At 43.1% G+C, this 12,679-nt stretch carries 11 protein-coding genes; 7 read left to right on the forward strand and 4 right to left on the reverse strand.

Translation table 11 applies throughout. The annotated features are described in order from the left end of the window. The first annotated feature begins 408 nt into the window (after nt 1–408). From pap to NDI42_RS24680, 6 genes are all read left to right on the forward strand, one after another. Nucleotides 409–1,899 carry a polyphosphate:AMP phosphotransferase gene (gene pap / locus NDI42_RS24655; protein WP_190455383.1) on the forward strand — a complete coding sequence of 497 codons (1,491 nt, stop codon included), beginning with the start codon at nt 409–411 and terminating at the stop codon, nt 1,897–1,899. A gap of 191 nt (nt 1,900–2,090) precedes the next feature. Then, entirely contained in the window at nt 2,091–3,137 is a 1,047-nt protein-coding gene (locus tag NDI42_RS24660) for a YdcF family protein (protein ID WP_190443879.1), read from the forward strand. Nucleotides 3,138–3,273: 136 nt separating this feature from the next. Further along, the gene (locus tag NDI42_RS24665) at nt 3,274–5,022 is read left to right on the forward strand and encodes an ABC transporter ATP-binding protein (RefSeq protein WP_190455386.1); all 1,749 of its coding nucleotides are present in this window, start codon (nt 3,274–3,276) and stop codon (nt 5,020–5,022) included. 137 nt (nt 5,023–5,159) lie between these two features. Continuing rightward, the gene (gene petJ / locus NDI42_RS24670; protein ID WP_190455389.1) at nt 5,160–5,492 is read left to right on the forward strand and encodes a cytochrome c6 PetJ; all 333 of its coding nucleotides are present in this window, start codon (nt 5,160–5,162) and stop codon (nt 5,490–5,492) included. 184 nt (nt 5,493–5,676) lie between these two features. Further along, nucleotides 5,677–8,004, forward strand: coding sequence for a TonB-dependent receptor domain-containing protein (locus NDI42_RS24675; protein ID WP_199311158.1), 2,328 nt, complete (start codon nt 5,677–5,679; stop codon nt 8,002–8,004). A gap of 112 nt (nt 8,005–8,116) precedes the next feature. Next, entirely contained in the window at nt 8,117–8,881 is a 765-nt protein-coding gene (locus NDI42_RS24680; protein WP_190455393.1) for a superoxide dismutase, read from the forward strand. A gap of 47 nt (nt 8,882–8,928) precedes the next feature. Here the strand turns inward: NDI42_RS24680 and NDI42_RS24685 are convergent, their stop codons facing one another. The 3 genes from NDI42_RS24685 to NDI42_RS24695 form a co-directional block, all read right to left on the reverse strand. Next, on the reverse strand, nt 8,929–9,225 hold the full coding sequence (locus tag NDI42_RS24685; RefSeq protein ID WP_190455397.1) for a hypothetical protein: 297 nt from the start codon (nt 9,223–9,225) through the stop codon (nt 8,929–8,931). A gap of 201 nt (nt 9,226–9,426) precedes the next feature. Next, nucleotides 9,427–10,440, reverse strand: coding sequence for an SDR family oxidoreductase (locus NDI42_RS24690; RefSeq protein WP_190424137.1), 1,014 nt, complete (start codon nt 10,438–10,440; stop codon nt 9,427–9,429). Nucleotides 10,441–10,606: 166 nt separating this feature from the next. Beyond that, entirely contained in the window at nt 10,607–11,230 is a 624-nt protein-coding gene (locus NDI42_RS24695) for a class I SAM-dependent methyltransferase (protein WP_190455400.1), read from the reverse strand. A gap of 392 nt (nt 11,231–11,622) precedes the next feature. On the opposite strand from NDI42_RS24695, the gene NDI42_RS24700 reads away from it, so the two are divergent. Beyond that, nucleotides 11,623–12,339, forward strand: coding sequence for an SAM-dependent methyltransferase (locus NDI42_RS24700; RefSeq protein ID WP_190455403.1), 717 nt, complete (start codon nt 11,623–11,625; stop codon nt 12,337–12,339). A gap of 184 nt (nt 12,340–12,523) precedes the next feature. Here NDI42_RS24700 and NDI42_RS24705 read toward each other — a convergent pair. Beyond that, nucleotides 12,524–12,679 (reverse strand): transposase (locus tag NDI42_RS24705; RefSeq protein ID WP_190455406.1); only part of this gene is annotated, 156 nt, incomplete at its 5' end.

Genomic DNA, 12,679 nt, shown 5'->3' on the forward strand with positions numbered 1-12,679 from the left:
ATCCACATAGATCATCTCCGAGTAAATGACACTCATTTACACAAAACACAATTATGCGTCTTGCCTCAATTTCAGCTTAATTCTGTCTTTACAAAATCGGGTTCTCTTCTCGGTTTTTTTACTAACCCTCTCCTAAAACTGGGGTTAAACTCCGGTAATTTTTTTAACTAATATCGGCAGTTTATCGCAGCTTATAATAACTAAGACTTTGTTCATAACTATAAGCGAATTTTATTTTATTAGTACAATTATCTTATAAGTTTTCTAAGCAAATAAGATTGCTATAGGGAATACTAATGGTCTTAGCGTAAGCTTTGTACAGATTAGGGGAGGCTGGCCTTCCCAGAATTGCGTTCCTAGGCCGCAGCCTAGGGACGAGGAAAGTACAGTTGCTACCCATTAAACGCCATGTTAGACACTCTGGATCTGGAACGTTCCCTGGATAAAAGCACTTATAAGTCTCAGATGGAGACTTTGATGCGATCGCTGCGATCGCTCCAAAAATCCTGCTGGGAAAAAAAATTACCGATGATTGTAGTGCTGGAAGGTTGGGCAGCTGCGGGTAAGGGTTCCCTGGTGAAGAAAATGGTAAACTACATGGACCCGCGAGGCTTTACCGTTCACCCGATTTGGCCTCCCAACGAGCAAGAGCAACAATACCCATTTTTGTGGCGTTTTTGGCAGAAACTACCAAGCAAGGGTAGCATTGGGATTTTCTATCACAGCTGGTACACTCGCGTTTTAGAAGACAGGCTATTTGAACGAGCATCTTCCGGGGAAATCCCAACAGTGATATCGCAGATTAACGCCTTTGAGCGTCAGTTGGTGGATGATGGAAATGCGATCGCTAAATTCTGGATTCATCTGGGTCGCAAAGAGTTAAAGCACCGACTGAAAAAATATGCAGCAGATCCCTTAGAAGCTTGGCGAGTGCGACCAGAAGACTGGCAGCAAGAAAAACGCTACGACCAGTATATTAATTATGCCGAGGACATGCTTGTCCAAACCAGCACTGGCCCCGCACCTTGGACATTAGTAGAAGGGAACTGTCAACGCTTTAGCAGGGTAAAAGTCCTCACCCAAATGGCAGCTACCCTTACAGAAGCACTCGACAGACTGCACATTCAGGCACCAGTAATCCCAGCATTACCCCCGCAAGAACACCTTAACCCAGCAGAACCAAACTTATTAGCCCGCGTCGATCTGAATCTCTGCATCTCAAAGGATGAGTACAAACAGCAGTTACGCCACGAACAAGTCGAGATGCGTAAACTCCAGATGAAGATTCACGAAGCTCAAGTGCCAGTGTTGGTTCTGTTTGAAGGCTGGGACGCTGCGGGTAAAGGTGGAGCCATCAAACGCTTAACTGATGCCCTAGACCCTCGCAGTTACATTGTTCATCCCTTCGCCGCACCCACAGATGAGGAAAAAGCCCATCACTACTTATGGCGGTTCTGGCGCTGGTTGCCCACAGCCGGGACGATTGGCATTTTTGACCGCAGCTGGTACGGGCGAGTGCTAGTGGAGCGTGTCGAAGGCTTTGCTACAGAACGGGAATGGCACAGAGCCTACCAGGAAATCAATGAGTTTGAAGCTCAGCTTACCAGTGCTGGCTACGTTTTGGTTAAGTTCTGGCTGCATCTTAGTCCAGAAGAACAACTCAAGCGGTTTTGCGATCGCCAGAATGACTCGTTTAAGCAATATAAACTCACCGATGAAGATTGGCGAAATCGGGAAAAATGGTCTTTGTATGAAGTGGCAGTAAATCAAGCGATTCAACGCACTAGCACCCCTAACGCTCCTTGGACGATTATTGCTGCGAATGATAAATACTATGCCCGTGTGAAGGTGATTCAGTCGGTGGCAGAGGCGATTAACTCACAGCTGAAACGCAGATAGAAAGGGATTGGGGATTGGGAATTAGGGATTGGGGATTGGGAATTAGGGATTGGGAAAAAGTCTTACCTAGTCCCTATTCCCCAGCCCCTAGTCCCTAACCCCCAGTCCCTAGTCCCCATTCCCCCATTCTCCAGTCCCCATTACCTATTACCATTTAGCCATTACCTAATACCCATTACCTAATACCGCCTATGTTTCTACTACTAACGCGGGTTCTGCTCTGGCTGTTGGTTAGCATAATTGTCTACAATTTGCTGACGAGATGGATTCCCAAGCAATATCTGGCTTGGTTTGGCGGAGTAATTATATTTCTCGTCATCCTGCTGTCGTTTTACAATCCCAACTATAGGGTTGTCTCAGCTGCATGGAATATTCTCTCGTTTCCGCTTAAGCCAGTAGGCGCGGCGATTTTCCTGTTGTTGCTGGGACTGGGAGGGATAAACAAGAATGCTGTATCAAACATAGCCGTAAGGCAATTTAGGGCAGCGTTCTTGATTTTGCTGATTTCCAGTTTGCCAATTTTTGCATATTGGCTGGCGCAGCAAGCGGAACAAGAGGCGATTTTATCAGAGCAACGAAGGGCGGCAATTTGTCAAGTCAATTGTCCGGTTGACGTGACACCTGCGGGTGCTGAAACTGCTGGGGCGATTGTGGTGCTAGGGCGGGGAACTACGCAAGCTAACCTGCCGTATCGTACACAAATTCAGTTGACTGATACAGGCGATCGCATTCTCTATGCTGCTCAACTTTACCGGGAACAGCGAAACCGAGGAAATGACCCTCTGATAGTTGTCAGCGCTGGGCCAAGACCTGACCTGGAAGGAGATACAAATACTATTAATGAGGGTAACGATATTGCTACGGTGCTGCGTCGGCTAGATGTGCCATCAGACCGAATTGTTGTAGAACCCAGAGGTGTTGACCTCCGCACCAGTGCTGAAAGGGTTGAGGAAATTTTAAGACAGCGCGGTATTAGGTCGCGCCGCGTTATTCTTGTCTCCTCTGCCTTAAATATCCGTCGCGCTAATCTGACGTTTTCTAATCTGGGTATCACGATTATTCCCAGACCTACAGATTTTTATACGTTTCAAGGTGGGGCGACACCCGTGCGACGCTTGCAAGTCTCAGATTTTCTCCCCAGTGTGGAAGCGCTGACGATCACAACTCGCATTGTGGAAGAGTTTCTCAGTTCAATCTATTACTTCTTACGCGGCTGGTTAACACCACTCTTGTTGTAGAAGCAGCTGTATCAGCAATTACTTTAAAGTAGTCATTAGTCACGCGCTAATGGCTAATGGCTAATGGCTAATCGCAGTAAACAAGATTGCAATTAGCCATTCTTTACGGACAACGGACAAGGGACTAACGACTAACATGGCTCACTCACGGCTGCAAAAATTAGGCGCTTATATGCGTCCGCACTGGCGGACGGCTACTCTAGGCATCATCGCCCTGTTTGTTGTCAATGGACTGGGCGTTTATATCCCTTTGCTGATTCGGGATAGCATTGACGAACTTCGCCTAGCGTTTGATTTCGATCAAATCAAGCACTTTGTGGTGCTAATTTTGCTGCTGGCTTCGGTGATGTGGGTGGTGCGAATGGTGTCGCGTATCCTGCTGTTTGGACTGGGGCGACAGGTAGAATTTGACCTGAAGCAAAAGATTTTTCAGCATCTGCTGACTCTGGAACCGGCTTATTTTTCCATTAACACTGCTGGAGATTTGATTAGCAGGGCGACAAGTGATGTGGAGAATATCCGGCGGTTGTTGGGGTTTGCAGTTTTGAGTCTGGCAAATACGATTTTTGCTTATGCCCTAACTTTGCCAGTGATGATGTCAATAGATTTGCGGTTGACTCTGGTAGCGATCGCAGTTTACCCGTTCATGCTGATTATTGTGCAGATGTTTAGCGATCGCCTGCGTAACGAACAGCTGGTTTTGCAAGAGGAATTATCCAGCATCAGCGAATTGATTCAGGAAGATATGAGTGGTATCGCCCTGATTAAAATCTATGCCCAAGAAGAAAACGAGCGTCGCGCCTTCGGAAGGCTGAACGACCGTCTTTTACAAGCAAATCTGCAACTGGCGAAAACGCGAAATACCTTGTTTCCCTTCATTCAAGGTCTAGCTTTTATCAGCATATTGCTCTTGCTGTGGCTGGGATCTAGGTCAATTGTTGCTGGTGCGATTACAATTGGGGACTTTCTGGTACTAATTCTCTATGCTGAGCGATTAGTTTTCCCCACAGCTTTACTAGGATTTACGATTACCGCTTACCAACGGGGTGAAGTTAGTATCGACCGCATCGAGTCAATTTTAATGGCAGAAGCAAAAGTTAAAGATGCTCCAGATGCGATCGCATTGCCACAGGAAGAAGTCAGAGGTCAACTTAAGGCTAGTCACCTCACTTATACCTATCCGGGAGCCACGACACCAGCCCTGAATAATATCAACTTTAAAATTGAACCTGGGGAAACTGTAGCGATTGTCGGTTCCATTGGTTCTGGAAAATCGACGCTGGCAAATGCCATACCCCGCCTGTTGGATATCAATAGGGATACTTTGTTTCTGGATCGCTATGATATCACCAAGTTGAAATTACAAGATTTGCGGGGTGCGATCGCTTATGTTCCCCAAGACAGTTTTCTCTTCAGCGCCACCATCAAAAACAACATTCGCTACGGCAATCCCCTAGCTGAACACTCAGAAATTGAATATGCTGCCAAGCAAGCACAAATCGATCAGGAAATTATTAACTTCCCTCAACAATACGAAACGATTGTCGGAGAGCGCGGCATCACCCTTTCTGGGGGACAAAGACAGCGGACTGCGCTTGCTCGTGCTTTGTTAATAGATGCGCCAATTCTAATTTTGGATGACGCGCTATCTAGCGTAGATAATCAAACAGCTACCGCCATTTTGAGAAATCTTTCTGAAGGTATCCAGCGCAAAACTGTTATTTTTATCTCCCATCAATTATCTGCTGCTGCGACTGCTAACCGAATTTTTGTAATGGAAAAAGGTGAAATTGTTCAGTCTGGTACTCATACGCAACTTTTGCAACAAGCTGGGCTTTACCGCTCACTTTGGAGCCAGCACGAGCTAAAGGAAGTTCTTAGCTAAGGGCAGCAATTTATCCGCAGAATAATTGTAGGTTCATCTCGAAGTATGACAACCTGTCTTTTGACATAGCAAGCCGCTCTCCTCAAAAATATGGGCATTATCAGTGCTTTGGCACGCGCCGAGTGAGGAGGAGCAGCTTGAGAAAGTTATTTTCAGTCATAGTTATAGCGATCGCATTTATTCTCCTTGCCTTCGCTAGTCCTGCTTTCGCAGCAGACCCGGCTAGCGGAGCCAAAATTTTTAGTGCCACTTGTGCCGCCTGTCATCAGGGAGGGCGCAATGTTGTTACTGCTGCCAAAACTCTACAGAAAGAGGCTTTACAGAAGTACAACATGAATTCAATTGAGGCTATTGTCACTCAGGTACAGAATGGCAAAAATGCCATGCCTGCTTTTAAAGGTCGCTTAAACGACAAGCAGATAGAAGACGTAGCCGCTTACGTTCTAGAGACGGAAAAAGGCTGGATGTAATATAGCAATCCTTGCAGGAATTGTGAAATATTTTTCAGTTTGTAGCGCAGGCGAGATTCCTGCGAAAAGCTCTCCTGCCTGTCTTACTTAGTATTGCTATCAAAGTCAAAAGTAAGAAGTTACTAATTACTTACTTTTAACCCTGCCCTAAATTATTTATGTTTTTTTTGTGTGAGGACACATTGTGAAAAAACAGCTATTATTTAATGAACTGTCAATAGCCGGAGCTATAGTCTTATCGATAGCAAAACCAATTCATGCTGAGGTTACGCAAGTAACTGGCGTTAAAATTCAGCCAACATCTAACGGCATTGAAGTTATTTTAGAAACCCAAAGCGGCACATTTTCTCAAGTGCTAAACTCCAGCTATGGAGAAACTTTTGTAGCGGATATTATTAATGCAAAATTGCGTTTACCAGAAAGCGATCGCTTTAGCATTTCCAACCCTACTAACCAAGTTAAATTAGTATCAGTTACTCCCCTAGACGCTAATAGTATCCGAGTAGTCGTAACTGGAAGTAATGGCGTACCGAAAGGACAAATAAAGCAGAATAATGAAAATTTTGTTTTTACCTTTACCACTACCCCAGAGACCACAGCTTCAAAGGAAGAAACCACTGAAACAGCAAATCAGCCTCCACTTCTAACTGACAAAAATGTGTTGCCAGAACGGGTAATAACCAACGATACAGAAGAAAATAATCTTCCTCAGTCTACACCAGTATACGAAATTGATGCCGAAGAAATTCAAAAACAAGGCTCAAATAGTGCAGCAGAAATCTTAAAAGGACTACCTGGATTTGCCGTTAACGATGCTGGTTATGGCGCAGATATTCACACAGGAACTTACTACCGCGGACACTCCATTAATCAGTCTGTATTTCTACTGAATGGTAGACCAATTGGCAATAATATTAATACTTATCATGGCACTACTGACCTGAACAGCATTCCGGTAGAGGCAATTGAACGAGTGGAATTATCCAGTGGCAGCAGTACCACCTTATACGGTTCAGAAGCCTTTGGAGGAGTTGTGAATATCGTCACCAAACAAGGTCAAGAAGTTCCCAGACTTAATGCTACCGTCCAATATGGCTCTTACAATCAATCTAACTATCGCGTCAGCTATGGCGGTTCTGCTGGGAATTTAAGATTCAACCTTGGATATGAAAAATACGAGGCAGATAACCGTTATCCTGTTCCTGAAGGTGCAGCAAATCGTGACGCAGAAGGTCTTTTATTTAATGGAGATCAAAATACTAGCAATTACTTTGGTGGTATCGCACTAGATTTGGATTCTAGAAACACTCTCAGCTTAGACGCTTATGCAATTAGCAGTCGTCGCGGCCTACTTTATTTTGGTTTCCCTTTACAAAGAGACAGACTAGATCATGATGTCTTAAATGTAGGTTTATCTTGGAGAAGTTTATTAGGAGGAAACAAAGATTCTGTACTCAGGACTACTTTAGGCTACAACCGAGATTACTTCAACACCTATGGCCCAACCCAAAACATATTTTATCGTACTGGCACCTTAGATTCCCAAGCAGTTACAGGGAGAATAGAACATCAGTGGCAAACATCTCCTAGTAACAAACTAATTTGGGGATTAGATGTAAAAAATAGCTATTTAACTGGTGATTCTTTCAGTACAGTCCCTAGTCGAATCGCCTTGAATGAAACTGAAAATAGAGACAGATTGCATACAGCCATATTCGCTTTAAATACTTGGAATATCACCGATACATTACAAGCAGATTTAGGAATACGGCAAAATTTTGATAGTGAATTTGGTAGTTATTTAAACCCCACCGCAGGGGTACGTTGGAATATAACTCCAGCCATTGCTGTACGCGGTAGTTGGGCATCTGTACAGCGCAATCCTGGATTAGATCAATTGTATATTTTCGACACAGTTCATAACTGGTTGCCTAACCACGATTTGAATCCGGAAACAGGCTCATCTTGGACGGCTGGAGTAGATATTAATTTCTCTAGAAATTTGACAGGACAGTTTACGTACTTCGGTAGTAGTTTAAATGACAGATTGGGAATCATAGCCGGTAGATGGGCTAATATTGGTTTGGTAAACACCAATGGTTTAGAAGCAGCAATTAAATGGCAAATAAATCGTGAGTGGTCAACCTTTGTTAATTACACTTATACAGATGCACGAATAGAGACAGGTGTAGAAAAAGGCTTACAATTAGGCTTGATTCCCTACTCTGTAGGTCAATTAGGTGTAGGTTATAACTCTGGCGGGTGGCAGATTAATCTATATGCGAGTTACTACAGTGGCGCACGTAGAGCCTTCTTTAATAATGCTGGTGAGGATCCAAGAGATTTCTCGCCACCTTACCTGAATTTAGATTTAAGCGGTAGAATTCCAGTTACTAAAAACTTGGGTTTAATAGTTTATCTAGAAAATTTAGCAGATGTGAGTTACGAAAAATCAAATCGAATTTATCAACCTGGTTTAACTTTCCGCATCGGTGTACAGTCTACGTTTTAAGCTTGGAAAAAATTTACTTATCATATAAAATCTTGAAATAGAGGTACTTCAGACAGCAAATTGTTGTAAATTTGAATCAAAGACCTAAAAAACTCTCAATTTTTACACAATTATGGCTCTAAATCGTCGTAAGTTCCTATTTCTGTTAGGTGCCACCACGGGCGCAGTTGCCATAGGAGCCTTCCCATCTGCTTGCTCAGCTCAAAGCACTCAAGAAAGCAATGCAACGCAGGCTCCAGCGTCTCCAACGGCTCAAACAAAAGATACTTTTACCCTGCCGCCTTTACCTTATGACTACAAAGCTCTGGAACCCCACATTGATGCAGCGACGATGCAATTTCACCACGATAAACACCATGCCGCCTATGTAAAAAACCTGAATGAAGCGGTGAATAAATATCCCCAGCTTCAAGGCAAAAGCGCTGAAGAATTAATTAGCAATCTTAACAGCATACCAGAGGATATTCGTACAACAGTTCGCAACAACGGCGGCGGTCATGTGAATCATACAATGTTCTGGGAAATCATGGCACCGAATGCAGGTGGAGCACCAACCGGAAAAATTGCCGATGCGATTAATCAAACCTTTGGCAGTTTTGATGCTTTCAAAAAGCAATTCAACGAAGCGGGTAGTAAACGTTTTGGCAGTGGTTGGGCTTGGTTAGCGAGGGGCAAAGATGGTAAATTGCAAGTTGTAAGTACAGCGAATCAGGATAGTCCTTTGATGGAAGGAATGTATCCCATTATGGGTAATGATGTTTGGGAACACGCTTATTATTTGAAATATCAAAACAAGCGGGCTGATTATTTAAATGCTTGGTGGAATGTAGTTAATTGGAATGAAGTGAATAAACGCTTTGAGAGAGCTTCGGCTTAATCGCTAGGGTGCGTTAAGCGTTTAACGCACCCTATTGTTAGATAATTCTACTTTTCTTCTACATACATCGGAGGTTCAATTGCGAAGTTGTCAATTTTACCTGCCTCATCAATAACATAGCCACCAGTAGTATCTAAGCCGGTACCTTCTTCTTGCTCGTGGAAAGCCTCAATTTGATGTTTATTGAGTTCGATGTCATTGTTAGAAGGAATTATGGCATCCGGGGCATTAACAAATGGGTTTTGTGCCATTTGAACGCCAGCATGATTATCTCCCGGCGCACCTCTTCCAGGTTCAGCTTCTTTTGGCTCTTCTGGTAGCACTGGATTTTGTCCGTCGCTCATGGATTTTTGCTCCTACTTTTTTTTAAATTTGAGGGCAGTCTGTAGGCAAAGAATATGTTGCTGCTACAAACTGTTTTTTCGTCAAATTGTGATGTTTCTTTTTATGACAGTAGCCCAGTTAGTATCGAGGTTTACTCTTTCGCGGGTATTAAATTGCTATGTGTCTGGGGAGAAATTTAGTGATTGCTACGGCGACTTTCTTTAAACATCATTCCCTGGATGCCACCCTAATACTGCTGCGACTCCTAAAGCCGCCGCTGCCAAAGCGCCCCACTTGAGCGGCGGATTTTTATCCAGCCAGTCTGTGAAGGTTGGTATCTCTAGGTTGCCAAAATCTCCCTCCACTTTGTCGTGAGCTGGGATAGGTTCGTAGAGATTATCAGGCGCGTCTTCAGACTTTGGCTCGTTGGTTTTCTGAAACTGGAAGCCGACGAGCAGCAAAATTTGATCCACTAATCCGGGCGAGAGACGCTGAAGCACATCTAATATCTTGCCGACATCGCCCACGATGAAGTCACGAGTTGGGTTTTCGGCAGTGTAGAGGATGGCATCGGCGACAATACTAGCATCGTAGTAGGGCGGTATCCCCGTTGGCTTCACGCCTAACTTGGTACGACCGTTGTTGTAGAAAGGCGTGTTGATGACTGATGGCTTAATACTCGTGACGCTGATAGGGTATTTCTCGTGTTCCAGCTCAACGCGCAAAGCTTCCAGAAAGCCCTCAACACCGTGCTTTGCAGAGGAGTAGGAACTCTGGTATGGTAAAGCTCGCCTGCCCTCCACTGAGGAGACGTGGATCAGCGCTCCCCGTCCCTCGCGTTTCAGATGGGGTAGTGCGGCCATTGCGCCGTATACTTGCCCCATCAGGCTAACATCGATGACACGCTTAAACTCTTCCGGTGTTGTGTTGTCGAAGGTGGCAAAGACGGCGGTGGCGGGACAATGCACCCAAGTATCGAGTCGCCCATAATGTGAGACGGTATAGTCTGCGATCGCTTTTACCTGCTCAAAATCGCTGACATCAGCAATTACAAATGTTGCGTCACCGCCAAAGCTCTTAATCTCTTCCACCAAAGACTTTAGCCCAGACTCACTGCGAGCCGAGACTACCAGTTTTGCGCCCCGTTTGGCAAATTGCAAAGCTGTTTCCCGCCCAATACCGCTGCTCGCCCCAACTACGGCGACAACTTGCTCACTGATTGCCTTCAATTGCATTGCTACTCCTTAAATTTGCTCATGAAAAACCCTTCACCTCTTACAGGTGAATTGCATTCTTCTAAATTGTGTACTTTTATTAAGTAAATTAATTCAGCACAAACCGGGCTACATCAGTCTTAAGGTTGACAGGTAGGAATCTATACCAATAGCACTAGGCAATTACTCACTTTTGTAAATACACTGTAAAATCGTGGGGTGAGAAACGATCTTGCTGGGTGATGTAGTCGTTGCGAATCGTCAGGTTGCAGCGAATATCCAGCTGCTTGACAAACCGGAAGACTTCACCCGGATCTTCGTAATAGCGTTTTTCCATATGGAACTCGGCATATTTAGACCACATATTAAAGGCAATTCCCTTGCTGGCTCTTGAAAAGCACCAGCAAATTGTATCTTGCCAAAATTTTCGGCAATCGTCGCCTCTGTCAGCTGTAAACAAACCGCTCAAAAAAATGTAATCAAAAGTTTCGTTCTCAATGTCTTGCTGCTGGCAAAATCTGGCTTCAGGATAGTTTTGCCGACCAAATTCCAGATATTCATCAACTAGGTCTATTCCCGTGTAGTCCACATTGATGCTCTGCTGCTTTAGATAGTTGAGCATCTGACCATAGCCGCAGCCAAAGTCAAGAATTTTTGTATTTGATATGTCCGCAATTTCCAGCAATATTTTCAGCCTTACCATCTGCTGGAATTCGTCATCCCAACGAACCCCATGCGCTGAGGCTCCGTGTTGAATGAAAAGGCTACGATAAACTTCCGCAATTTCTTGATTTCTGTCCTTATTGCCCATAAAAATACCTTTTTAGTTAGGGTAATTATGCTGGTATTATTGCATTTCTGGGCGTAATTTAGGCAGTAGGTATAGAAAATTTTCATCAAAATACCCACTGCAACCTAAGTAAAAAGTATTTAATTTATATTAAAAAAATAAATCATCCTGATTTCCTAAAATACTAAGCTGCTGAAATATTGTCCAAAAATCTGCAACTTTTATTTGAATAATCTTTTATTTAAAATACTTTAAAATTTATATTAGCTCAATCTAATTAATACCCTTATAACAAATTTACATTAAAAGTATAAGTAATGGTAATGCCTTTAGGTATAATCCGAGCGATAGATGGCAGTATCACTCTTAACATCTTAGATTTTGTAATAGTTGTTTACTTAATAAATACTTAAATGCTCCTCTCATCCAAGCCGTTGAAAGATATCTTCTTCTGCCCAGAAGAATCTAACTTTTATGCACACTCGATAGAAACATTAGTTTTAAATAATTGTCTTGGGTCAGAGTCAATTGTTGAATTTGGCTCAGGAGACGGAAGTCCAGTTATTCAGGCATTGCTGAGAACAAACTTTGAGGGAGTCATACATGGATTTGAACTAAATAAGTTGGCTAGTGAAGCGGCGCAAGCAAAAATTGATAAATATAAAGTTAGCCAACACTATAAAATACACAATAAATGCTTGTTTGATGCTTCCCAACCAAAAGCGGAATTTTTAATATCCAATCCGCCCTACTTACCTGCATTAGATAACAACATTTATCAACCTCTGTTACATGGAGGGATTGATGGAATAACTGTAACTAAAAAGCTTTTAGAGCTAGGTTACACAAATGTATTAGTCATGGCTTCTAGTTACTCAAATCCAATAGGTTTGATTAATTATGCCAGATCAATAGATTACTTGGTTTCTAATTTCATTGTTTCTCCCCTAAAGTTTGGCTATTACAGTTCTGAACCAAAGGTAAAAAATTGGATTGCTGAGATGCAAAAAAGTAATCTAGCTTTTTACTCGTCAAACATTTATCTTTTGGCTGGAGTTCTATTTACAAAGCAGCAGAAGAATGCGGTAGATTTATCTACTGAGTTACTTCAGTTATTAACAGCTTTGTGAACTAGCAATCCTTGTAGAGGTTCTGGCGAGTCTGCCGTTGCTCCGAGACGTTTGTAGAACGTCTCGGAAGCAGAAAATTTTACAGTTAATAAGGAACTGCTATATTTTATATCCAGTAAGTTTAAGCTGGAATTAGGTTCAGTTAGAGCTAAAAATATGGCTCTTCAGTACTTAGTATGCTAATTCAATAATTAAAATGCCAAGTAAGTAAACATCTAATTCGGTACTTTTCAAAATTCCTAAACCCATAAGCAGAGCGTTTAATCAACTTGAGCTTATTGTTAATACCCTCAACAACACCACTCGTAGTTCGGTTGTCAAAGTAAGCAATAATTTCATC

The organism is Funiculus sociatus GB2-C1 (genome assembly GCF_039962115.1).
In the GTDB taxonomy this organism is placed as follows: domain Bacteria; phylum Cyanobacteriota; class Cyanobacteriia; order Cyanobacteriales; family FACHB-T130; genus Funiculus; species Funiculus sociatus.